Annotated in this window: 18 protein-coding genes and 2 pseudogenes; 17 read left to right on the top strand and 3 right to left on the bottom strand. The window is 70.3% G+C overall.

Features of this window, described 5'->3' with window-relative positions; translation table 11 throughout:
* Window positions 1-111: RICIN domain-containing protein (locus IE97_RS40895; protein WP_158708354.1), on the top strand; the 111-nt coding region annotated here is incomplete at its 5' end.
* A 57-nt stretch (window positions 112-168) separates the two neighbouring features.
* Here IE97_RS40895 and IE97_RS0130240 read toward each other — a convergent pair.
* Window positions 169-939 carry a FadR/GntR family transcriptional regulator gene (locus tag IE97_RS0130240; RefSeq protein WP_030247435.1) on the bottom strand — a complete coding sequence of 257 codons (771 nt, stop codon included), beginning with the start codon at window positions 937-939 and terminating at the stop codon, window positions 169-171.
* A gap of 159 nt (window positions 940-1098) precedes the next feature.
* Here IE97_RS0130240 and IE97_RS0130235 point away from each other — a divergent pair, with 159 nt between their 5' ends.
* The 12 genes and pseudogenes from IE97_RS0130235 (at window position 1099) to IE97_RS0130180 (ending at window position 14297) form a co-directional block, all read left to right on the top strand.
* Window positions 1099-2370, top strand: a complete 1272-nt coding sequence (locus IE97_RS0130235; RefSeq protein ID WP_030247434.1) for an ABC transporter substrate-binding protein — start codon at window positions 1099-1101, stop codon at window positions 2368-2370.
* A gap of 184 nt (window positions 2371-2554) precedes the next feature.
* Window positions 2555-3355, top strand: a complete 801-nt coding sequence (locus IE97_RS0130230; RefSeq protein ID WP_234310590.1) for a carbohydrate ABC transporter permease — start codon at window positions 2555-2557, stop codon at window positions 3353-3355.
* Window positions 3355-4182, top strand: coding sequence for a carbohydrate ABC transporter permease (locus IE97_RS0130225; RefSeq protein ID WP_030247429.1), 828 nt, complete (start codon window positions 3355-3357; stop codon window positions 4180-4182). Before IE97_RS0130230 ends, IE97_RS0130225 begins: the two co-directional genes overlap by 1 nt.
* A 3-nt stretch (window positions 4183-4185) precedes the next feature.
* The gene (locus tag IE97_RS0130220) at window positions 4186-5388 is read left to right on the top strand and encodes a mandelate racemase/muconate lactonizing enzyme family protein (protein ID WP_030247427.1); all 1203 of its coding nucleotides are present in this window, start codon (window positions 4186-4188) and stop codon (window positions 5386-5388) included.
* A 68-nt stretch (window positions 5389-5456) separates the two neighbouring features.
* Window positions 5457-5714 (top strand): annotated as a pseudogene (locus IE97_RS0130215) (SDR family oxidoreductase); the annotation flags it as partial.
* Window positions 5711-6814, top strand: a complete 1104-nt coding sequence (locus IE97_RS0130210) for an RNA polymerase sigma factor (RefSeq protein ID WP_234310574.1) — start codon at window positions 5711-5713, stop codon at window positions 6812-6814. The pseudogene IE97_RS0130215 and the gene IE97_RS0130210, both read left to right, overlap by 4 nt.
* 174 nt (window positions 6815-6988) lie before the next feature.
* Window positions 6989-7096 (top strand): annotated as a pseudogene (locus tag IE97_RS41720) (glycoside hydrolase); the annotation flags it as partial.
* Window positions 7097-7309: 213 nt separating this feature from the next.
* Complete coding sequence (locus IE97_RS0130200) at window positions 7310-8791, top strand: ricin-type beta-trefoil lectin domain protein (RefSeq protein WP_030247420.1); 1482 nt, start codon at window positions 7310-7312, stop codon at window positions 8789-8791.
* Window positions 8792-8927: 136 nt separating this feature from the next.
* Window positions 8928-11849: a glycosyl hydrolase family 95 catalytic domain-containing protein gene (locus IE97_RS0130195; RefSeq protein ID WP_030247418.1), complete on the top strand. Its 2922-nt coding sequence runs from the start codon at window positions 8928-8930 to the stop codon at window positions 11847-11849.
* Window positions 11850-11908: 59 nt separating this feature from the next.
* Window positions 11909-13165, top strand: a complete 1257-nt coding sequence (locus IE97_RS0130190) for a ricin-type beta-trefoil lectin domain protein (protein WP_234331873.1) — start codon at window positions 11909-11911, stop codon at window positions 13163-13165.
* 317 nt (window positions 13166-13482) lie between these two features.
* Entirely contained in the window at window positions 13483-13902 is a 420-nt protein-coding gene (gene panD / locus IE97_RS0130185; protein ID WP_030247414.1) for an aspartate 1-decarboxylase, read from the top strand.
* A 50-nt stretch (window positions 13903-13952) separates the two neighbouring features.
* Complete coding sequence (locus IE97_RS0130180) at window positions 13953-14297, top strand: GNAT family N-acetyltransferase (protein ID WP_030247412.1); 345 nt, start codon at window positions 13953-13955, stop codon at window positions 14295-14297.
* Window positions 14298-14958: 661 nt separating this feature from the next.
* Here the strand turns inward: IE97_RS0130180 and gndA are convergent.
* Complete coding sequence (gene gndA / locus IE97_RS0130175; protein ID WP_030247410.1) at window positions 14959-16398, bottom strand: NADP-dependent phosphogluconate dehydrogenase; 1440 nt, start codon at window positions 16396-16398, stop codon at window positions 14959-14961.
* Between the two features lie 348 nt (window positions 16399-16746).
* On the opposite strand from gndA, the gene IE97_RS0130170 reads away from it, so the two are divergent.
* Complete coding sequence (locus IE97_RS0130170) at window positions 16747-18000, top strand: transglycosylase family protein (protein ID WP_030247408.1); 1254 nt, start codon at window positions 16747-16749, stop codon at window positions 17998-18000.
* Here the strand turns inward: IE97_RS0130170 and IE97_RS41715 are convergent.
* Window positions 17990-19456, bottom strand: a complete 1467-nt coding sequence (locus IE97_RS41715) for a DMT family transporter (protein ID WP_030247406.1) — start codon at window positions 19454-19456, stop codon at window positions 17990-17992. The genes IE97_RS0130170 and IE97_RS41715 overlap by 11 nt on opposite strands.
* A 228-nt stretch (window positions 19457-19684) precedes the next feature.
* On the opposite strand from IE97_RS41715, the gene IE97_RS0130160 reads away from it, so the two are divergent.
* From IE97_RS0130160 to glgC, 3 genes are read left to right on the top strand one after another with little or no spacing between them, the layout of a single operon-like run.
* On the top strand, window positions 19685-20422 hold the full coding sequence (locus IE97_RS0130160) for a (2Fe-2S)-binding protein (protein ID WP_030247405.1): 738 nt from the start codon (window positions 19685-19687) through the stop codon (window positions 20420-20422).
* A gap of 39 nt (window positions 20423-20461) precedes the next feature.
* On the top strand, window positions 20462-21613 hold the full coding sequence (glgA, locus tag IE97_RS0130155; protein WP_030247403.1) for a glycogen synthase: 1152 nt from the start codon (window positions 20462-20464) through the stop codon (window positions 21611-21613).
* A gap of 51 nt (window positions 21614-21664) precedes the next feature.
* Window positions 21665-22885 (top strand): glucose-1-phosphate adenylyltransferase, encoded by a 1221-nt coding sequence (gene glgC, locus IE97_RS0130150; protein WP_030247401.1) that lies wholly within the window; start codon window positions 21665-21667, stop codon window positions 22883-22885.
* Window positions 22886-23058: the final 173 nt, after the last annotated feature.

The raw sequence follows: 23058 nt of genomic DNA, 5'->3' as shown, positions 1-23058 counted from the left end.
GTCCAGTCCGGACTGTGCCTGGACGCCAACGCCGGCGGCACCGCCAACGGCACCAGGACCATCCTCTGGTCCTGCAACGGCGGCACCAACCAGCAGTGGGCACTGCGATAGGGGAATGCATCGGCCTCGCTCGCGACAGGACCCGTCCGTCGCGAGCGAGGCTCGCCTCTAACGCCGTAGCAGGGTCGGCTCTCCCGGCCCGCTGCGGCGCACCACCCACGCGTCGGTGATGTGGGTGAACATCGCCTCGGCCGCACCCTTGGGGTCGTGCGCGGCGATCCGCTCGTAGATGCGCCGATGGCCGTGGTTGGACGCGACGCAGAAGGCGCGGCCGGTTCGGCCCATGTAACGGGCGGAGTTGATGACCTGCCGCTCCAGCGAACGGACCACGGCACGGCCGATGCGGTTCCCCGACGCCTGCATGACGGTGTCGTGGAACGCCCGGTCCTCTTCGTGGTACGAGGCGGGGTCGTCGACGAGCTCGTCCATCCGCTCCACCAGGCTGCGTAGCCGGTCGATCACCTCGGCGTTCGCCAGGCCGGCGGCGACGTTGGCCATGTCGGACTCCAGCACGCGGCGGGTCGCGACGAGGTGGTCGAGGATGGCCAGGCTTTCGTCCTCGGCGATGGTTGCGCCGAGGACCAGCTCGTCCAGCATGTTCCACATCGCCGGCGGCGTGACCATCGTGCCGGCGCCCTGGCGGACCTGCACCAGCCCCTTCTCCTGAAGAATCTTCACCGCCTCGCGGACCACGGTGCGGCTGACCGAGAAGGTCTCGCAGAGCACGGGCTCGGGAGGTAGCGGCGAACCGGACGGATGGACTCCACGAACGATCCGCTCCACCAGCTCAGCCGTGACCGCAGCGGCGAGGTTCGCCGGGCGCCGACTCCAGGCGGGGGCCTCGGAGGCCTCTGTGGATGACTGCGGTACTGCCGTCATGACACCCCCCGGGGACCCGTGCCGTACCACGGATGCTCGCCAACTATAGGGCATCCGGTTGACGTCATACGTCATACGAGTTACATACGTCATACGAGTTGCGTTCCTCCTCAACCTCAACTGCCGGACGGCCGGCCACCTCAGGAGAGTGGGGCAGCAATGAACCAGCGAACGATGTGGTCGGCGATCCTGGTTGCCGGGCTCGTTGTCTTAGCCGGCTGCGGAAGCGCCTCCGACCCGGATGCGGCGTCCGGTGGTTTGAAGGGCAAGCTCATCGTCTGGGACTGGAAGTCCGGCGACGCCACAGCGTCCTCCTACGTCAAGAAGGCCAAGGCCGACTTCGCCGAGCGGCATCCCGGCGTGACGGTCGAGTTCGTCGCGCAGCCCTTCGAGCAGTACTACACCCTGCTCGGGGCCGCCATCCAGGCCGGCAAGGGGCCGGACGTCATGCTCTTCAACGGCGGCGGGCAGATCCGTGACCGCGCGGACTCCCTTCTGCCGTTGGACGAGTACGTCCGTGATGACAAGAAGCGGCTCGCCGGGTGGGAGGCCTTCACCAAGGACAACAAGACCTACGCCGCTCCGGTGACCTTGCAAGGTCACCCGATCTACTACAACAAGTCGCTCTACCGGAAGGCAGGGCTGGACCCGGAGCAGCCGGCCACCAGCTGGGACGAGTTCGTCGCCGACTGCCGGACCATCACCAAGGCGACCGGTGCCAGGTGCTTCGCGCAGGGCAACAAGGAAGGCATCGGTATCCAGTTCTTCCTGTCCGGACTCGGCTCGGGCGTCCTGTCGCCCACGGAGTACGACGACTGGATCGCCGGCAAACGAGACTGGTCTTCGCCGGCGGTCAAGCGGGTCTTCTCGCTCTGGAAAGAGGCCAACGACAAAGGCCTCAACAACGACGGGGCGAACTCGACGGCGATGTTCAACGACGCGTTCGCGGTGTTCCAGTCCAACAAGGCCGCCCACGTCATCGGGTTGATGTCGGACATCGGGCACTGGAAGGACTTCGCCGAATTCCTCGACGCCGACGATGTCGGCGTCATGAAGTCGCCCGTCGTCACGGCCGGTGCCACGCCGAGCCTTCCCTACGACGGCGGCATCGGCTACGCCGTCGCGAAGTGGACCAAGGACCCCAAGGCCGCCGCCGACCTGGTGCGCTCCCTGACCTCGACCGACGCACTGAAGTCGTTCTACGCCGACGCGGGCGCCATCACGGCCGACCGCACCGTGGACGTCTCGAGCGCCGGCCCGGCCGTCGCCACCCTCGTGTCCGAGATCGACCGTGGCAAGCCCGCCCTGCATGTGGCCCTGCCGTCCAAGACGGTGGACCTGATGGGGCGGCTGTCCCAGCAACTGCTGAGCGGATCGGTCACGGTCGACGCGGCGGTCAAGCAGCTGGCGGCGTCCGACCAGGCGGGCTGAGGCCATGTCACCCATTGGTTCGTCGGGCCGCGCTGCTCAAGCAGGGCGGAGCGACGGGGCGCGAGCAGGTGAGGCGGTAGATGGCCGCGGCCCTGCGTCGAAGTCTCCGCGAGTCCGGGGCGGCCGGCGCGCCGACCGCCTCGCCCCCTACATCCTGGTCGCTCCCGCTGTCCTGATCATCGTGGTGCTCCGGCTCTGGCCACTGGGACTGGGTGTCAACTTCTCCTTCACCGGTGACGGCGAACGCAACGGCGCCACGGTGGGGTTCGACAACTACGCGGAGCTCATCGACGACCCGCTGTTCCGCACCGCGCTGCGCAACGTCGGACTGCTGGTGCTGTTGCTGCCGGTCGCGGTCGCGATCCCGGGACTGCTCGCCACCTTCATCTATCTGCGGGTGCCAGGACACCCGATCTTCCGGAGCGTCTACTTCTTCCCGGCTGTGCTCTCACCGGTGATCGTCGGCGCGATCTTCAACCTGCTCCTCGCCTTCGACGGTCCGCTGAACGCCGTGCTCGGCGGCTCGGGGCTCGGCCCGGTGGACTGGCTCGGCGATCCCGACGTAGCCATGTTCACCGTCGTCGGCGTGCACATCTGGGCCACGTCAGGGATGGCGCTGGTGGTGTTCCTGGCCGGGTTCTCGACCCTGGACCCCGCGCTCCTGGACGCCGCACGGGTCGACGGCGCCTCGCTCGCGCGGATGATCTGGCACGTCATCATCCCGGGTCTGTCCCGCACCATCCAGTTCGTCGTCGTCACCACGATGATCGGGATGCTGACCTCGATGTTCGGGCTGCTCTACGTCATGACCAGTGGTGGCCCGGAAGGGTCGACCTACCTGCCGGAGTACTACATCTGGGTTCAACAGGGGCAGATGAGCCGCCCGGCGCTCGCGTCGGCCGCGTCCACCTTCCTCTTCCTCATCATGCTGGTCGTGGGCCTGCTGCAGGTCGGCCTGCTGCGCCGGGCGGGGAGGGAGGACTGATGTCCCGCCCGGGACCGAGCAGATGGCTGGTCGCCGTGCCGATGGCGCTCCTCGCCCTGGCGACGATCTACCCGCTGCTGTTCACCGTCAACGTCGCGATGAAGACCCGCCGGGAGTACGTCCTCGACCGGTTCTCCCTGGCAAGCACTCTGAGGTGGGACAACCTCAGCACCGCGTGGAACAGCGACGGCATGGGGCGGTACTTCCTCAACTCCCTGATCGTGGTGACCTGCGCCGTCGCGCTGTTGCTGCTCATCGGGTCCATGGCCGGGTTCGCGCTGGCCCAGGTGCGGTTCCGCGGCTCGTCCGCGCTGACTCTGGTCTGCCTCGCGGCGCTGTTCATCCCGTTCCAGGTGATCATGGTGCCGCTGGCCAGGATCATGGCCGACGGCGGCCTCATCGACACCTATCCGGGGCTGATCCTCGCTTACGTCGCGCAGTTCCTGCCGTTCACCGTCTTCTTGATGACGAGCTACTACCGAGCGGTGCCCACCGAGCTCGTCGACGCCGCACGGATCGACGGCAACACCCTGTACGGCGTCTACCGGCGGATCATGCTGCCGATGGGTGCTCCGGCACTGCTGTCGGTGGGCATCCTCGACGCGCTGTTCTGCTGGAACGACGTGCTCATCTCGCTGCTGATGATGCCGTCGGCCGACCATCGCACCCTGATGGTGGGCATCACCTCACTGCGCGGCCAGTACTCCGCCGACATCCCCACCTTCGCAGCCGGTGTCCTGATCGCCGGGCTCCCCGTGTTGGTGACCTACCTGTTCCTGCAGCGCCAGATCGCCGACGGCGTGACGGCCGGCGCGACGAAGGGATGACGCATGCGCATCACCGGGTACAGAACCCTGACGACGGCGCAGCGATGGGGTCGACCTGTCGGTGACGCCAACGGCGTCTACGCCGACGGCGTCATGCCGGTGCCGGTCGTCGTCGTCGAGACCGATGAGGGGATCACCGGAGTCGGCCTGGGACCGCACGTGGAAGCCGAGGCGATCTTCGCCGCCATCGACGGCCAGGACCCGCGCGCGGTGACCGCCCTCTACGACCGCATGCTGCGGCACACCTTCAAAGCCGGGCATGCCGGCGTGGTGTTCGGCACGATCGGCGCGTTCGACACGGCGTTGTGGGACATCAAGGCACAGGCCGTGGGTGAGCCGCTGTGGCGGTTGCTCGGCGGCAACGACCGCATGGTCCACGCCTACGCCTCCGGCCTGGACATCGGCCTTACCGACGACGAGCTCGTCGCCACCTACCAGGTCTATGCCGAACGCGGGCTGAGGGCGGCGAAGCTCAAGGGCGGCCTGGACATCGAGCGTGACCGGCACCGGCTGTCCCTCGTACGCGAGGTATTGACCGAGGCTGGGCACGGAACCCGGCCAGGACTCATGCTGGATGTGAACGAGTCCTGGAGCCGCAAGCAGGCGGTACGCCACGTCGCCGAGCTCGAACGGACACTCGATCTGACCTGGATCGAGGAGCCGGTCCGGCGCTGGGACGCCGACGGCCTGGGCGCTGTCAGCCGTGGCGTACGGACGGCGGTCGCCACTGGGGAGAACCTCACCGGCCTCGAGCAGTTCCGCCCGCTGATCGCGGCCGGAGGCGTCGACATCGTCCAGACGGCCGCGGTCTGGGGAGTCACCCACTTCCTGCGTGTCGCCGCGCTGGCGCACGCCTACGACCTGCCGGTCAGCCCGATCGGCAACACGCCTGTCGCGCTGCTGCACGCCGCGACATCGGTGCCCAACCATCTCGCCAGCGAACTGCAGGGCCTGCAGCCGCCGATCGGCGTCGCGATGGACCTGCACGTCGAGGACGGCGCCTTCGTGCTCGGCGACACGCCGGGTCTGGGCATCCGGATCGACGAAACGGTGATGACCGCGCCCCGTCAGCGAACGGCACACGCACCCGACGGACCGCACATACGGCCGGAGCAGGCCGGCCGGCGGCTGCTCGCGGTCACCCCTGGACCATGCCGATCCACCGCGGAAGGGACGTCAGACACCATGGAGAGGGAGGATCGATGAAGGCGGTTGTCCACTGCGGGGCCCGCACCCTCGAGATCGAGACCGAGAGCCGGGCCGCCGAGGCGCCGGCCCTGGCCAAGGAGTGGGGCGGGCGCGGCGTCAACGTCAACGCCATCGCACCGGGCTGCATCGCCACCGACAACACCGAGGCGTTACGCGCGGACCCCCAGCGCAACCGGGCGATCCTTGGCCGCCGGATCCCGGCCGGTCGCTGGAGACGCGCCGACGATCTCGCCGGGGCCACGGTGTTCCTCGCCTCCCCGGCGTCGGACCATGTCGACGGCATCGTCCTTCCCGTTGATGGCGGATGGCTGGGGCGATTATGAGCAGCCAAGCATTACCAGCCGGCCGCGCCCGAGTCGATCGTGCGCGCGAACCCGAGGGTGGCGACGCGCGCGGCACCTGTGGCGGCCTTGCCCGGGGCAACATGTACGGGCTCGTGATGCGAGCCGGCCGAGCCGACGAGACGAGCCTGGTCGTCGCCGCACAGGCCGGCGATCCACGAGCGCTCGACGACCTGGCCGCGACGTACCTGCCGCTGGTATACGCGATCGTGCGCAGGGCACTGGGTGAGCTTGCGGACGTCGACGACGTGGTGCAGGAGACGATGCTGCGGGCACTTCCTGAGCTGCGCACGCTGCGCGCCCCGGAGTGCTTCCGGCCCTGGCTGGCCACGATCGCGACACGACAGATCAGCACCCATCTGAACCGGCGGCAGGCGGACGCCGAACGGACGGCCTCCCTCGACGAGATGGCCGATCCTCCGGATGCCGACGCCGAGAACCTGGCCCTGATCCACGTCGAGCTGTCCGGTCATCGCCGAAAGACCGTACGCGCCAGTCGATGGCTCGACCCGGACGCCCGGGCGCTGCTGTCGCTGTGGCGGCTGGAGACCGAGGGCCGGCTGACGAGGGCGGAGCTCGCGGCGGCGCTGGGAACGAGCGTGGCTCACGCGGGTGTGCGCGTCCAGCGGATGCGCAACCAGCTGGAGCTGAGCCGGTCACTCGTCGCCGCGCTGGAAGCCAGCCCCCGGTGCCCACAGTTGACCGCCGCGCTGGGGGGCTGGGACGGCGTACCGAGCACGCTGTGGCGTAAGCGCATCGCCCGGCACACCCGATCCTGTGCGGACTGCGGCCGGGCCGCCGACGAACTGGTCCCCCTTGAGCGGCTGATCGTCGCCTTGGCGCTGCTCCCCGTCCCGTCGGCGCGTTCGGCGACGGTGCTCGGCAAACCTGCGCTCGCCGGGGCGACCGAGAATGCCGTCGTGAGGGGAGTCGAGTCGGCACCCAGGTCATCGCGTTCGGCGACGGCGCCGTGCTTTTCGGCACTACGGCGACTGCGACTGTTCAAGCAGGCCGTCGATAACGAGAACTGCCGCGATTTACACGCGTCCGCCACTCCAATTCGCCGTCTGAAAACGTTATGAGGGGAGGCCGTCAATAGTCCCGCTTCTCCGGTTAGTTGTACGACGGCTCAGGCCGATATATATGACGATTCCCTCTTGAATAGACCATGGCAATCTGTCAATCTTCTAGTCGTCGACGCGTGACGTTCCCCGTTCATGACCTGTGAAAGCGGAATGCGAAATCGATCTACGGATTGCCAGTTGCAGTTCCTGTACCAGGGCATGGACCCCAACGCCGGCGGTGACTGCATCTCCCTGCCGTGGCGGATGGGGCTGCTCACCCGGACCGACTCCACCTGCTGACCGGAGATCCGGGCGAAGCCGGGGAGCGAGGCTTTCCAGGCGCCACGGCAGCGGCATGACGCTGACATGCTCGCTGCGCGAGCGATCTGGGAGGGGGCCGGCGCGGAGAGGGCAAGCTCCGCGCCGGCTCGGCCGGCTGCCGGCAGGCGGCCGGCGTCAACAGATCCCGCACAGCGCAGACGTGACCACACCGCCAACCGGGAAGGCACGACCATGCCCCACCCCCATCGCCGGCGCTACCTCGCCCGGGCGCTCGCCTGCATCCTGACCGCTCTCGGCGCGCTCGCGGTCGTCGAGCCCCAGAGCGCCTCGCCGGCCGCCGCCGACACCGCCCAGTTCCGCGGCGTCAACTGGGCCCGGCTCGGTGACAACTTCCACGGTGGACCGCTGGTCCTGCACGGGTTGAGCGGCTCCGACAGCTACCAGACGGTCGTGGCGAAAGCCAACGCCGTCTACACCGGCTTCGAGAACAACCTCGGCGCCGACACCGTTCGGCTCCCGATCAACACCTACACCGTCGGGACGAGCTGGTGGAGCGCGTACACGGGCGCGATAGACGCGGCCACCGCGAAGGGGTTCAAGGTCGTCCTCTCCTACTGGGAGGACGGAGTGGCCGCCCGCGGCGGTCGCATCGTCAACCCGAGCGCCTTCGACACCATGTGGAACACCGTGCTTGCCCGGTACGGCACCAACAGCCTCGTCCACTTCGAGCCGATGAACGAACCGGTGGGGCACAGCGCCGGCGAGTGGGCGAACGTGGTGAGCAACTGGATCAGCAGCCACCCGTCGATTCCGCGGAACCGCATCTTCGTCAGCGGCGCCGGCCTGAACACCGACATCAAATCCATGTGCGCCGACCGCCGCCTCGACGGGACGTTCCTGTCGCTGCACCACTACACGTTCTTCAGCGGCGCGAAGACCTACGACCAGTGGGTGGCGTACCTGCGGAACGCGATCGGCTCCTGCGCCGACCGCACTGTCGTCGACGAGTTCGGCGCGCCGATGGATACCGGGCTCAACTACCACGACGCCGGCAGCACCGACAACTTCGTGCGCTACTTCCGGGCCACCACCACGGTGCTCCGGGAACTGCGGATCGGCTCCATCTACTGGCCCGGGCTGGGCGGCAAGATACGCGCCGGCCAGAGTGACGACTGGTATGCCATGCAGAAACTGCACGGCACCGGCACCGACCTCACGCTCAGCACCCCCAGCGCCAGCGGCCGCGAGCGCCTCCGGTACGGCTGGGGCCTGGACGGCGACGCCCCGGCCCCGACGAGCTTGCTGCGCAACGTCGGCACCGGGCGCTGTCTGGACATCCCCGGCGGGACCGCGGCGAACCTCCAGGTCCAGGTGGCCACCTGCGCCAACTCGGTCGGACAGCAGTGGACCTTGACGGCCGGCGGACAGATCACCGCACTCGGGGGCGAGAAGTGCCTGGATGCGTACGGCAGCGGGACGACGAACGGCACCATGGTCGGCACGTGGGCGTGCAACGGCGGCGACAACCAGCGTTGGACGGTGGGCGCTGACGGCACCATCCGCAGCGTTCACTCCGGCCTCTGCCTCGACGTGAACACCGCCACCTTCAAGGTTCAGCTGTGGGCGTGCTGGGGTGGCGACAACCAGAGATGGCAGATCCAGAACACGGACGCGCGACGCGACGCCCGACGCGGCGGACACGGTGGGCGGTGACCGCCGGCCGCGGCCGAGCCGATGGCAACGGCCTGCGGCTCGTCGGAGAGGACAGCGTACGGCCGTCGCCTTTCTCACCGGTGGTTTGTCATCACCAGAGTCAGTGACCTGCTCCAGTCCGTGAAGGGAGAACGACATGTCCGATGTGACACGCAGACGGTTTCTCGCCGCCGGGGCGGCGGCTGGAGCAGGGATCGTGCCCGGTGGGTGGACGGCCTTTGCCAAGGGCGGCTCGGCCGCGCCGCCGGAGGTTCTGGCCGCCGAAGACCTCGCCCTGTGGTACGACAAGCCGGCCGGCGCGGACTGGCTGCGGGCACTGCCGATCGGCAACGGACGCCTCGGCGCGATGGTGTTCGGAAACGTCGACACCGAACGGCTGCAGCTCAACGAGGACACCGTCTGGGCCGGCGGTCCGTACGACTCCGCCAACACCCGCGGCGCGGCCAACATCGCGGAGATCCGGCGGCGGGTCTTCGCGGATCAGTGGGGGCCGGCGCAGGACCTGATCAATCAGACGATGCTGGGCAGCCCGGCCGGACAGCTGGCCTACCAGCCGGTCGGAAACCTTCGGCTCTCATTCGGCAGCGCCACCGGTGCGTCGCAGTACAACCGGACGCTCGACCTCACCACCGCCACGGCCACCACGAGCTACGTGCTGAACGGCGTGCGGTACCAGCGCGAGGTGTTCGCCAGCGCACCCGACCAGGTGATCGTGGTCCGGCTGACGGCCGACCGGGCCAACTCCCTCACCTTCACCGCCACATTCGACAGTCCACAACGGACCACGGTGTCCAGCCCGGACGGGGCTACGATCGCCCTCGACGGCATCTCCGGCACCATGGAGGGCATCGCCGGGCGGGTCCGGTTCCTCGCCCTGGCCAACGCCGCCGTGACGGGCGGCACGGTCAGCAGCTCGGGCGGCACGCTGCGGGTCTCCGGCGCCACCAGCGTGACGGTGCTGGTGTCGATCGGGTCCAGCTACGTCGACTTCCGGAAGGTCGACGGCGACTACCAGGGGATCGCGCGGAGCCGCCTCAACGCTGCCCGCGACGTCGGCATCGACGAACTGCGCAGTCGGCATCGCGCCGACTATCAGGCGCTGTTCAACCGGGTGTCGGTCGATCTGGGACGTACGGCGGCGGCCGACCAGCCGACCGACGTACGGATCGCACAGCACGCGCAGGTGAACGACCCGCAGTTTTCCGCCCTGTTGTTCCAGTTCGGCCGGTATCTGCTCATCTCGTCCTCGCGGCCGGGCACCCAGCCGGCGAACCTGCAGGGCATCTGGAACGACCAGATGGCTCCGTCCTGGGACTCGAAGTTCACCATCAACGCCAACCTGCCGATGAACTACTGGCCCGCCGACACGACGAACCTGTCCGAATGCTTCCGCCCGGTCTTCGACATGATCGACGACCTGACCGTGACCGGCGCCCGGGTGGCCCAGGCGCAGTACGGCGCCGGCGGCTGGGTGACGCATCACAACACCGACGCGTGGCGGGGCGCCTCGGTCGTCGACGAAGCGCGGTGGGGGATGTGGCAGACCGGTGGCGCATGGCTGGCCACCCTGATCTGGGACCACTACCTGTTCACCGGTGACATCGACTTCCTCCGCTCGAACTACCCGGCCCTGAAGGGCGCCGCCCAGTTCTTCCTCGACACCCTGGTCGCCCACCCGACGCTCGGACACCTGGTCACCAACCCGTCGAACTCTCCGGAGCTCGCTCACCATACGAACGCCACCGTCTGTGCCGGGCCCACCATGGACAACCAGATCCTGCGCGACCTCTTCAACAGCGTCGCCCGCGCCGGCGAGACCCTCGGCGTGGACGCCACCTTCCGCGCTCAGGCACTGGCGGCCCGGGACCGGCTGGCGCCGACGCGGGTCGGCTCCAGGGGCAATGTCCAGGAGTGGCTGGCCGACTGGGTGGAGACCGAGCGGAATCACCGGCACGTCTCCCACCTGTACGGCCTGCATCCGAGCAACCAGATCACCAAGCGCGGGACACCCCAGTTGCACGAGGCCGCGCGGCGGACGCTGGAGCTGCGCGGTGACGACGGGACGGGATGGTCGCTCGCCTGGAAGATCAACTTCTGGGCCCGGTTGGAGGACGGCGCCCGGGCTCACAAGCTGCTCCGGGACCTGGTGCGGACGGACCGGCTCGCGCCCAACATGTTCGACCTGCACCCACCCTTCCAGATCGACGGCAACTTCGGCGCCACCTCGGGCATCGCGGAGATGCTGCTGCAGAGCCACAACGGCGAACTGCACGTGCTGCCGGCGCTGCCGGCCGCCTGGCCCACCGGGCGCGTGAGCGGACTGCGCGGCCGCGGCGGACACACCGTCGGCGCCGAGTGGAGCAGCGGCCGGATCGAGTGCGTCGTCACACCCGACCGAACCGGTGCCGTCCGGGTGCGCAGCCGGATCTTCGCCGGCGACTTCACGCTGCGGGACGATTCGAGCGGCGAGCCGGTCCAGCCGAAGCGGCTCGAGGCCGATCTCATCGAGTTCGCCGCCCAGGCCGGCCGCACCTACCGCGCGTCCGCACTCAGGTCGGGTCCGGTGGAGGCCGGCGTGGCCTATCGGCTGGTGGCCCAGCACAGCGGTAAGGCCGCCGACATCAACGGCGCGTCCACGGCCGCCGGTGCGCGGCTGATCCAGTGGCAGATCACCGCCGGTCCCAACCAGCACTTCGAGTTCCTGCCCTCCGACGGCGGGCACTACAAGATCCGGCTTGGGCACAGTGGTCTGTTCCTGCACGTCTCCAGTAGCAGCAGCGGCGCCGACATCACCCAGCAGCCGGACACCGACACCACCGGCCAGCAGTGGCGGACAGTCGACCACGGCGGTGGCGTGATCAGTCTGGTCAACCGGCAGAGCGGCCTCGCCCTGGACGTGTGGGAGGCCTCCACCGCCGACGGAGCCCGAATCTCCCAATGGGCAGCCACCGGCAGCACCAACCAGCGATTCCAACTCCACCGCATCCAGCCCCAGGGCCGACCGCGGTCCCACCGACCAGTCAGAGCCATGTCACCGAGCAGCGAGGGAGTCGCATGATGTCGATCCACAGATGGTGGTTCGGGCGAGCCGTGCTGGCGGCATTGCTCGTTCTGGCCATGGCCGGCGTGGCAGGAGTCAGCGTTGCGGCCGACACGTCGCCCACCGCCGGGGCCACACGTGCGGGGACCGCCGGATGCGGACGTGCCCCCACACTGACGAGCGGTACGCACACGATTCAAAGCGGCGGTAAGAATCGCTCCTTCATCCTGAGCATCCCTGAGAACTACGACAACACCCGCCAACATCGACTGGTCTTCGGATTCCACTGGTTGGGTGGCACCGCCGGGCAGGTCGCCGGCGGTGGAAGCGATGGCGATGTCTATGCCCACTACGGACTCCGGCGACTGGCGAACAACAGTGCGATCTTCGTAGCTCCGCAGGGCATCAACAACGGCTGGGGCAACTCCGGCGGCGAGGACGTGACCTTCGTCGACGACATGATCAGGCGTATCGACAATGATCTCTGTGTCGACACCACGCAGCGCTTCGCCCTCGGCTTCAGCTACGGCGGAGCCATGAGCTACGCACTCGCATGTGCCAGGCCGAACGTCTTCCGTGCGGTCGCCGCGATAGCCGCGCCCGGGGGGATCAGCGGGTGCAGCGGGGGCACCCAGCCCTTCGCCTACATGGGAATCCACGGCATCAACGACAACATCAGCGCCGGTCGAGGGATGCGGGACAGGTTCGTCAGGAACAACGGCTGCACCCCCCAGAACCCGCCGGAGCCCGCGTCGGGCAGCCGCACCCACATCACGACCGCCTACTCGGGCTGCCGAGAGGGGTATCCGGTCGTCTGGGCCGCGTTCGACGGAGGTCACCAGCAAGGCCCCGTGGACGGGTGCGCCGGCTGTGAGAGCGGCGCCAGGAGCTGGGTCAAGGGAGAGGTCTGGAGCTTCTTCACGGGCGCTGACCCGAACCCGACTCCCCCGGACCCGACCACATTCCGGCTGCGGAGCCAGTCCGCCGACCGATGCCTGGACGTCAGCGGTGCCAACTCGTCCAACGGCGCCCAGATGATCATCTGGGGCTGCCACACCGGCACCAACCAGCAGTTCACCCAGACCGGACAGACCCTGCGGGTGATGGGCAGATGCCTGGACGTGCCGAGCAACGCCGCCCCCGGCGCCCGAGCACGGATCTGGGACTGCACCGGCGGCGCGAACCAGCAGTGGAACGTGAACACCGACGGAACCGTCAGCAACGTCCAGACCCGACTCTGCCTGGACGTCGACGGCGCCGGCACCGCCAATGGCGCTGCGGTGATCGTGTGGAGCTGCCACACCGGCGCCAACCAACGCTGGGCCCGAGGGTAAGCAGAGCTGTGGAGGCGGCCGCAGCAGTCGCGGCCGCCTTCGTCCATCCTGTGTGCCTCACTTACCTGATGTGCCGTCAGGTAAGTCAGCATCTGATCAGCATCAGTCCCCTCACATTCCGAGACGGATGTCCGAGCAGACGCCTCGTCGGCGGCGCCACAACAGCCTGGTTCGCGTGGAAGTACGGCCAGTGAGCCTTCTCCCCGGACTGAAGCGATGTTCCTCACAATCATCGACTACGACGCGTGCCCGTGTAGAGTGAAGACCGCCCTTGACCTGCACAAAGCAGGCAGGGAGCCGTCTTCCAGGAGTCCAAAGTGCTGCGTACTCTGTTCAAGTCCAAGATCCACCGAGCCACCGTCACCCAGGCCGACCTGCACTACGTGGGATCGGTGACCATCGACGCCGACCTGCTCGACGCCGCCGATCTGCTTCCCGGCGAGCTCGTGCACATCGTGGACATCACCAACGGCGCCCGGCTGGAGACGTATGTCATCGAGGGCGAGCGCGGGTCCGGTGTGGTCGGGATCAACGGGGCCGCCGCCCATCTCGTCCACCCCGGGGATCTGGTGATCATCATCAGCTACGCCCAGGTGACGGACGCCGAGGCGCGGGCACTCGTGCCCCGGGTCGTGCACGTGGATCACGACAACCGGATCGTGGATCTGGGTGCCGACCCGTCCGAGCCGGTGCCGGGCTCGGACCAGCAGCGCAGCCCGCAGGCCGTCAAGGCCTGACCGGCGATCGACGCAACCGGCGATCGACGCACGGGAGAAGGAGCGTGTTCATGAGCGACCCGGAGATCCGTGACGACCGGGCGGCGGGCCGCCTCGAGGCGGTGGCGGGCGGTGAGGTGATCGGCCGCGTCGAGTACTTCGTCCTCGACAGCCCCGGGCGCGCGCTCGTGCCGGTGCACACGATCGTCGAGCCGGCCCACGAGGGCAAGGGCATCGCGGGTGCGCTGGTGCGTGAGCTGTACGCCATCGCCGGGCGCGAGGACAGCGCGGTGGTTCCGCTGTGCCCGTACGTCGCCAAGTGGGCCGAACGCCACCCCGAGGAGGCTCCACCGGCCGACCAGGAGCTGTGGGCCGCGGCGAAGGAGTGGCCGGCAGCGCATCCGGGCCGCTTCTGACCGGCGACCGGCACCGGCCAGGCCGCAATGCGCCAGGCGCACGGCGACCGGCACCGGCTGGCTTTGCGCCAGGGCGCACGTTGTCCGGTGCCGGTAGGGCAGACGTCGTCGGGATGTCCCGCCGCCCCGCGAACGCGCCCCTGAGCGCTGCCCGGGCGCGCCCCTGCCCCGGCAGGAGGCACGCCCCCCAGCCCCCACCGACCCGGCTACCCCACCTGGTCCCCTCGCCGTCCCGCGCCGGAGTGACTGCGGACACGGGTGCCGGGTAGGCGGGGGAGTAGTCCAGAGCCGGAGTCGACCGACTGGCTGGAGGACCTGATGACCAACCCGTATCCCGACCCCGTGCCGCCGGCACCGACACCGGGCCCGGATCCCCAGCACCCGGATCCGCACCCGGACCCGGTGCCGAACCCGCAGCCCCCGCCGGGCCCCGAGCCGCCCCCGTCCCCGACCCCGCCACCGGGGCCGAGGCCGCCGGCGCCCCCCGGTCCCGACCCGGTGCCCGGTCCCGACCCGTCACCCATCCCCCCGGGCCCGGAACCCGTACCGAACCCCGAGCCGGGCCCGCCGCTTTCCTGAAGCGAGCGCACGAGTACGGGGCCGGTGGGCAGCCACAGGGCCTGCCCACCGGCCCCGTACCGGGCCCGTCAGCGCGGAGTGCCTACGCGGAGACCTCCGACCGGTCGCCACCCCACAGCGTGTGGAACGACCCGTCCCGGTCCACCCTCCGGTAGGTGTGCGCACCGAAGTAGTCCCGCTGGCCCTGCGTCAGCGCGGCCGGCAGCCGCTCCGCGCGCAGGGCGTCGTAGTAGGCGAGGGCCGCCGCGAAGCCCGGCGTCGGCACGCCCTGCCGCGTCGCGGCGACCAACACCTCGCGCCAGTCGTCCTGGGCGTCCGCGATCTCCTGCGCGAACGTGGCGTCCGACAGCAGGCTCGGCAGGTCCGGCCGGGTGTCGTACGCGGACCGGATCCGGTCCAGGAACGCGGCGCGGATGATGCAGCCGCCGCGCCACAGCGCGGAGACGGCACCCAGGTCGATGTCCCAGCCGTACTCGCCGCGGGCCGCGTCGATCTCGTGGAAGCCCTGCGTGTACGACACGATCTTCGACGCGTACAGCGCCTGCTCCACCCGGTCGGCGAAGGCTCCGGCCTCCGCCTCGCTGAGCGGCGTGGCCTTCGGACCGGCCAGCCCGCGCGAGGCGTCCCGGAGCCCGGCGTGCCCGGACAGGGAGCGCGCGAAGACCGCCTCGGCGATGCCGGACACCGGCACACCCAGGTCGAGCGCGATCTGCACGGTCCAGCGGCCGGTGCCCTTCTGCTCGGCCTGGTCCACCACCACGTCCACGAACGGCTTGCCCGTCGCCGCGTCCACGTGCGACAGCACCTCGGCCGTGATCTCGATGAGGTAGGAGTCGAGACGGCCCTGGTTCCAGGTGCGGAAGATCTCCGCGATCTGGGCGGGGGAGTAGCCGGCGACGTCCCGCAGCAGCTGGTAGGCCTCACCGATGAGCTGCATGTCGGCGTACTCGATGCCGTTGTGCACCATCTTCACGAAGTGCCCGGCGCCGTCCGGACCGACGTGCGAGACGCACGGCGAACCGTCGGCCGCCTTCGCCGAGATCTTCTCCAGCATCGGACCCAGCGAGTCGTAGGACTCCCGCGGGCCACCGGGCATGATGCTCGGCCCGTTCAGCGCGCCCTCCTCGCCGCCCGAGACACCCATGCCGACGAAGTGGATGCCCTGCTCGCGCAGCTCGCGCTCCCGGCGCCGGGTGTCGGCGAAGTGCGCGTTGCCGCCGTCGATGATCATGTCGCCGGGCTCCAGCAGCGGGGCGAACTCCTGGATCACCGCGTCCGTCGGCTCACCGGCCTTCACCATCACGACCAGCCGCCGCGGCCGCTCCAGCGCGGCCACGAACTCCTTGGCGCTCTCGCACGCGACGAACGTCCCCTCGCCGCCGAACTCATCGACCAAGGCGTGCGTGCGCGCGGGCGTCCGGTTGTGCACCGCCACCGTGTAACCGTTGCGGGCGAAGTTGCGGGCGAGGTTGCGGCCCATGACCGCGAGACCCGTGACGCCGATCTGCGCTGTACTGCTCATACGGTTGGCTCCTCAATACCTTGGTACCGGTGCTGCCGGTGGGGCTCCACAAGCATGCCCCGCCGACCATCCTGACGTGCCGCTATTTCGTCCGCACGCGCGGGTCGCACGACGTCGCGCAGGCACATACGCACGAGAGCCCCCGTCGCACTCAGCCGACGTACGCGTCCCCGCGCACGCCGCATCCGCGCACCGCATGGCGTACGTGACGCAGAGCCGTGGCGCACGTCGCGCAACAGGGGTTTCATACCGGCCATTTGGGCAACCGGGCGGCCGATAGCCGCCTTGTCGTGGCCGGTTCGCAGCGCTTACTTTTGCCCCTCCTGACGCATGCCTAGGGGGCTCTCGATGGCCGTACGCGGCCGGCATCGCCGGTATCAGCCGAACAGGATCAACCGCGCCTCACTCACCGTCACGGCGGGTGGCGCGGGCATGGCACTCCCGTTCATGGGCGCCGGCACCGCTCAGGCGGCCGACGTGGACACGTGGAACAAGGTCGCCGCCTGCGAGTCCAGCAACAACTGGGACATCAACTCCGGCAACGGCTTCTACGGCGGGCTGCAGTTCACCCAGTCCACCTGGGAGGCCTACGGCGGCCGGGCCTACGCGGCCCGTGCCGACCTGGCCACCAAGGACCAGCAGATCGCGGTGGCCGAGAAGGTGCTCGACGGGCAGGGCCCGGGCGCCTGGCCGGTGTGCTCGGGACGGGCCGGACTGACCAGGGGCGGAGCCGAGCCCGACGTCCGGCCGGCCGCCGAGAGGACGAAGAAGGACGAGAGGAAGAGCGCCAGGACGTCCATCGAGGACGTGCGGCCGCAGAGCACGCCGCAGTCCCGGGCGGGCAGCGCCGAGATGTACACGGTGGTCCGCGGCGACACCCTTTCCGGCATCGCGCAGGAACGCGACGTACGGGGCGGCTGGCGCGGCCTGTACGCCGCCAACCGCGCGGCCATAGGAGCCGACCCCGACCTGATCGTGCCCGGCCAGCGACTCGCGCTGCGGGGCGAGGGCGCCACGAAGACGCGGCCGGCGCCCGAGCGGGCCCCGTCGGCCAAGCCGTCGCCCAAGAAGCCGTCGTCGAAGAAGCCCGCTTCGGATCGCACCGAGGACCGAGCGGAGGAGCGCGTCAAGGAGCGCGCCGAGGAGCGGTCGAAGGACCAGCGCCAGGACCGCGCCGCACGGTCCACGACCACCGGGCAAGGCGTCGTCGCTCCCGTCAGCGCGTCCCTGGGGACGCCCTACCGCAAGGCGGGCTCCGCCTGGTCGCAGGGCTACCACACGGGCGTCGACTTCCCGGTGCCCACGGGCACGACCGTCCGGTCGGTCGCGGCCGGGACCGTCGTCAGCGCCGGGTGGGGCGGCTCGTTCGGCTACCAGGTCGTGGTCCGGCACGGCGACGGCCGCTACAGCCAGTACGCCCATCTGTCGGCGATCTCCGTGCGGGACGGGCAGCCGGTGAGCGCCAGCCAGCGCATCGGCCGCTCCGGCTCCACGGGCAACAGCTCGGGCCCTCATCTGCACTTCGAGGTGCGGACGGGGCCCGGTTTCGGGACGGACGTCGACCCGATCGCGTATCTGAGGGCCGGCGGGGTCAGGATCTGACCCGCGCGCGGTACCGGTCGACGGTGGGCATGGAGACGTACGGAACGCCGACGAAGGGCACGTAGAGGAGCGGGCCTTGACCGGGGACCACCTGCGGTTCGCCGCTCTCGTGCGTGACGTCCGGGCCGGCCTCGGACGCATCGGCGGCCAGGGGCCGAGGCACGGGCACCGGTGCGGGCGCGTCTCCGGCCCGCGTCGGCCCGGCCCCGCCGCGATCACCAGCCCCCGCGGTCGCCGGCTCGCCGCCCAGCGCCTTGGGCAGCGCGCCCACGGCGACGGGCGGCGCGCCCACGATCCCGGGCGCACCCACCGTCCTTGGCTCATCCACGATCCCGGGGAGTGCGTCCATGCCGCGCGAGGCACTCGAGGTCTCCCATGAGGCGCCCACCGGCCCGGCCAGGCTGCCGCACAACACCTCCACCGGGTCGCGCGGCTCGCCGCCGGCCAGGCCGCCCCCGTGCCCGAATGCGCTGCCCACCGTCTCAGGCAGGCCCTTGGCACGTCCGGGCCCCGTAGGACCGGGCAGGGCGCTGAGCGCCACAAGATCCGCGTCCGAGAGCACCGCGCCGGCCGGAGCCGGCCCGTTCGCGGCGGCCTCCAGCGCCGTTCCCGCCCGCTCCGGCTGGGCGTGAGCGAGACGCTCCGTCGTCAGCAGGATCAGACCGCCCGCCGCCACCACACCGCAGCTCAGGGCGAGCATCGTGCCCGTCGTGCCGTAGCGGAAGGTTTCGCCGAACATCGTGATGCCGACGGCGGCCGCGGCCACCGGGTTCACGACCGTGAGCGTGGCCAGCGGCGCCGCGAGGCCGGCGCCCCGGTAGGCGGCCTGCGACAGCAGCATGCCGGCCGTGGCCAGGACACCGATGACGGCGAGGGACGGCACGTCCGCCGCCGACACACCACCGGTCCAGTCGACCGCGACGGTCTTGGTGAACACCGAGGACATGCCGAACGCGACACCGGAGGCGGTCGCCAGCAGCATGCTGCGGACAGCCGGGTGCCGGTGCGCGGCCCGGGCGGCGATCATCAGCGCCACGACCGCACCGGCGGTGACGAGCGCCACGGCCACCCGCTGCGCCGTGTCCAGCGACCGCGCGTCGGACGCGGCGACCAGGGACAGCAGACCGGCGAGCCCGACCGTCGCCATGACCGCGCCCCGCCAGGCCGTGGCGCCCGCCTTGCGGCCGACGAACAGCGCCGCCATCGGCAGGGCCACCACGATGGTCAGCGCGCCGAGCGGCTGCACCAGGCTGAGCGGGCCGTAGGCCAGCGCCACCACGTGCAGCAGCCCGCCGAGTCCGTTCAGCGCGACCGCCGCCCACCAGCCCGGCCGGCGCAGCGGCGCGTACTGCTCGCCCGGCGAGGACTCCGCCACCCGCTCCTGCACGATCGCCCCGCCCGCGTAGGCGACCGCGGAGACGAGGGACAGCAGGACGGACAACGCGAGGGCGCTCATCGGCTGCTCCTCTGCGTCAGGCGGGGGCGCTCGGCCCGGCGCGGCGAAAGGTGGGCTTTCATGACCAACACCCTGCCGTGTCCAGGTCTTCCCGTCGTCGTCCCTGAGCACTCATTGGGTCCTACTGCCGATGGAGTACGAGGGGAACCCCGTCATCCCCAGGGTGGGCGACGCCGGTCGGGGGCCACCGGGTCGCGTCCCTTAGGGGCCTTGGTACTACTGCTCCTCGTGGACCTCGACCCCGACCTCGCCGCGCTCCGCCCGCTCGGTGGCTTCTTCGGCTTGCGCACGGAAGGAGCGACGGCCGGGCCTCTTCCCACTCTGGCACAGGCCTACGCCGACGCGTCACCGGACGAATGCAGAAATCCACTGATATTCCGCGTCCGCAAGGTCGCGAACGCCCTGCACGCCTCCGAGTGGCGCGTCGCCGCGTCGGTGGCCCACCAGGGTCTCGCGGCGCGCCTGTGGTCCGTGGCCCTGGGCTGCGCCACGCTGTACGGCCGACTCCCCGACCTCGACGCCCGGCTGCTGCACTGGGACGCCGACGCCGGCGCCCCCGACGACCTGTGGCTGCCGGACGTACGGCCGCTCCCCGGGGACGCGCCGACCTTGGCGGACGTCGTCCTGCACGGCCACCTCGAACCGCTGGCGGCGGCCCTGCGCGTCCATCACCGCATGGCACCCGGCCTGCTGCGGGGCAACGCCGCGTCCGCGCTGGCGGGCGCCGCCCGGGAGCTGGACCGCTGGGCCCGGCGGCACGGCCGTACGGACCTCGCGGCCCGGGCCCGTGACCTGGCCGCCGAACTCCTCGCCCACCCCCTGCTCGCCGGCTCCGGAACCCTCACCGGTACCGCCTTCCGGCGCCGCAGCTGCTGTCTGTACTACCGCGTGCCCGGCGGTGGCGTCTGCGGCGACTGTTGCTTCCCACGACCGCCCCGCTCTTCCCCACACGCCCCATCTGGGTGACCATGAAAGGGAACGGCCGCTGAGAGCAGGGAGTTGCGGGTGCGAGTGGGACTGCTGACCCGGGAGTACCCGCCGGACGTGTACGGCGGTGCCGGCGTCCACGTGGAGTTCCTCGCCCGGGAGCTCAGAGCGCTGGTCGACCTCGACGTGCACTGCTGGGGCGAGGGCCGCGCCGACGGCGTGCGGCGTCACCGCCCCTGGTCCACGCTCGACGGCGCCAACGACGCGCTGCGCACCTTCTCCGTCGACCTCGCCATGGCCGCCGCCCTCGAAGGACGCGAGCTGGTCCACTCCCACACCTGGTACGCCAACCTCGGCGGCCACCTCGCCAAGCTGCTGTACGGCATACCGCACGTGATGACGGCTCACTCCCTGGAGCCCCTGCGCCCCTGGAAAGCCGAGCAGCTCGGCGGCGGCTACGAGCTGTCCAGCTGGGCCGAACGCACCGCGATCGAGGCGGCCGACGCGGTGATCGCCGTGTCCGCGGCCATGCGCGAGGACATCGTCGGCTGCTACCCGGCGCTGGACCCGGAGCGCGTCCACGTCGTGCACAACGGCATAGATACCGGCCTGTACCGGCCCGACCACGGCACCGACGCCCTGGACCGGATCGGTCTCGACCGCTCCCGCCCGTACGTGCTGTTCGTCGGCCGCATCACCCGCCAGAAGGGCGTGCCCCACCTGCTGCGCGCGGTGCGGGACATCGACCCGGCCGCGCAGGTGGTGCTGTGCGCGGGCGCGCCGGACACCCCGGAGATCGACCAGGAGTTCCGGGAGCTGTTCGGGGAGCTGAGCCGGGTCCGCGACGGTGTGTACTGGATCCCGAAGATGCTGCCGCGCCGGGAGGTGATCCAGCTCCTCACCCACGCCGCCCTGTTCGTCTGCCCGTCCGTGTACGAGCCGCTCGGCATCGTGAACCTGGAGGCCATGGCCTGCGGCACCCCCGTGGTGGCCTCGGCGGTCGGCGGCATCCCCGAGGTCGTGGACGACGGCCGGACGGGCCTGCTGGTCCGGACCGGCGACGGCTTCGAAGCCGGTCTCGCCCGGGCCATGGACACCCTCCTGGGCGACCCCGGGGCCGCCCGGCGGATGGGCGAGGCCGGGCGCGAACGCGCGGTCGGCGAGTTCGGCTGGGACGCGGTGGCCCGCCGCACGGCCCGGCTCTACGAGGAGATCGTCAAACAGGCTTAGCGGGTACTGCTCAGGGGCAGGCATCGGGAAATCGGCGTGAGGGGAGCGGCCATGCGGCGTGGTGGTCCTTCGGTCCTGGGAATCGTGCTGGCCGGCGGCGAGGGCAAACGCCTGATGCCCCTGACCGCGGACCGCGCGAAACCCGCGGTCACCTTCGGCGGCACGTACCGCCTGGTCGATTTCGTCCTGTCCAACCTCGTCAACGGCGACATCCTGCGCATCTGCGTCCTGACGCAGTACAAGTCGCACTCCCTGGACCGGCACATCACCACGACCTGGCGGATGTCCAACCTGCTCGGCAACTACGTCACGCCGGTCCCCGCCCAGCAGCGCCTCGGCCCCCGCTGGTACCTGGGCAGCGCCGACGCGATCCTGCAGTCCCTGAACCTGATCTACGACGAGCGCCCCGAGTACGTCGCCGTCTTCGGTGCCGACCACGTCTACCGCATGGACCCCCGCCAGATGCTCGCCCAGCACATCGAGAGCGGGGCGGGCGTGACGGTGGCCGGGATCCGGGTGCCGCGCACCGAGTCCTCGTCCTTCGGGGTGATCACGCCGGGCTCGGACGGCCAGACCGTGGAGCGCTTCCTGGAGAAGCCGGCCGACCCGCCGGGTCTCGCGGACGACCCCACCTGCGTCTTCGCCTCGATGGGCAACTACATCTTCACCACCAAGGCCCTCATCGAGGCGCTCAAGCGGGACGCCGAGGACGAGTCGTCCGTGCACGACATGGGCGGCTCGATCCTGCCCCAGCTCACCGACCGGGGCGAGGCCGCGCTGTACGACTTCAGCGCCAACCACGTGCCCGGAGAGACCACCCGCGACCAGGGCTACTGGCGCGACGTCGGCACGCTGGACGCCTACTACGAGGCCCACATGGACCTGATCGCCGAGCGTCCCGCCTTCAACCTGTACAACCGCAGCTGGCCGATCTACACGCACTCGTACCAGCTCTCGCCGGCCCGCTTCAACGCCGGCGGCATCGCCAGCGAGTCCATCATCAGCGCGGGCTGCCTGGTCCGCGGGCAGGTCACGCGTTCCGTGCTGTCGCCGGGTGTCGTGGTCGACCCGGGGGCCGTGGTGCAGGGCTCGGTGCTGCACGACAACGTGCACATCGGCCGGGGCGCGGTGGTGCGCGGCGCCGTCCTCGACAAGAACGTCGAGGTGCCGCCGGGTGCGACGATCGGCGTCAACCCGGAACGGGACGCCGAGCTGTACACCGTCTCCAAGAGCGGGGTCATCGCCCTCGGGAAGGGGCAGCTGGTCACCTGACGGGGCGCCGCCTGAACCGGACACGGGCCGGCCCGCCGAAACCGGCGCACCGGGCGCTGATCCGTGACGCCTCCCGGGTGACTCCGAGGGGGTGCCCGGCGCCGCAACCTGTGTTGGACTGACCACAGATGCACCATAAGTCCCGCCCCTGTTGCCGGGGTGGGACTTAATCT

The sequence above is a fragment of the Streptomyces sp. NRRL S-455 genome, assembly GCF_000717875.1.
Classification (GTDB): domain Bacteria; phylum Actinomycetota; class Actinomycetes; order Streptomycetales; family Streptomycetaceae; genus Streptomyces.
The sequence above is the reverse complement of the archived record's forward strand: the minus strand, read 5'-3'. Positions and strand labels throughout refer to the sequence as shown.

What these genes read in the sequence shown, in the direction of transcription:
- IE97_RS0130235 (WP_030247434.1), top strand. Translation starts at nt 1,099, where the DNA reads ATGAACCAGCGAACGATGTGGTCGGCGATCCTGGTTGCCGGGCTCGTT.
- IE97_RS0130240 (WP_030247435.1), bottom strand. Translation starts at nt 939, where the DNA reads ATGACGGCAGTACCGCAGTCATCCACAGAGGCCTCCGAGGCCCCCGCC.
- glgC (WP_030247401.1), top strand. Translation starts at nt 21,665, where the DNA reads ATGCGGCGTGGTGGTCCTTCGGTCCTGGGAATCGTGCTGGCCGGCGGC.
- IE97_RS41715 (WP_030247406.1), bottom strand. Translation starts at nt 19,456, where the DNA reads ATGAGCGCCCTCGCGTTGTCCGTCCTGCTGTCCCTCGTCTCCGCGGTC.
- gndA (WP_030247410.1), bottom strand. Translation starts at nt 16,398, where the DNA reads ATGAGCAGTACAGCGCAGATCGGCGTCACGGGTCTCGCGGTCATGGGC.
- IE97_RS0130170 (WP_030247408.1), top strand. Translation starts at nt 16,747, where the DNA reads ATGGCCGTACGCGGCCGGCATCGCCGGTATCAGCCGAACAGGATCAAC.
- IE97_RS0130220 (WP_030247427.1), top strand. Translation starts at nt 4,186, where the DNA reads ATGCGCATCACCGGGTACAGAACCCTGACGACGGCGCAGCGATGGGGT.
- IE97_RS0130210 (WP_234310574.1), top strand. Translation starts at nt 5,711, where the DNA reads ATGAGCAGCCAAGCATTACCAGCCGGCCGCGCCCGAGTCGATCGTGCG.
- IE97_RS0130195 (WP_030247418.1), top strand. Translation starts at nt 8,928, where the DNA reads ATGTCCGATGTGACACGCAGACGGTTTCTCGCCGCCGGGGCGGCGGCT.
- IE97_RS0130200 (WP_030247420.1), top strand. Translation starts at nt 7,310, where the DNA reads ATGCCCCACCCCCATCGCCGGCGCTACCTCGCCCGGGCGCTCGCCTGC.
- IE97_RS0130180 (WP_030247412.1), top strand. Translation starts at nt 13,953, where the DNA reads ATGAGCGACCCGGAGATCCGTGACGACCGGGCGGCGGGCCGCCTCGAG.
- IE97_RS0130190 (WP_234331873.1), top strand. Translation starts at nt 11,909, where the DNA reads ATGGCCGGCGTGGCAGGAGTCAGCGTTGCGGCCGACACGTCGCCCACC.
- IE97_RS0130225 (WP_030247429.1), top strand. Translation starts at nt 3,355, where the DNA reads ATGTCCCGCCCGGGACCGAGCAGATGGCTGGTCGCCGTGCCGATGGCG.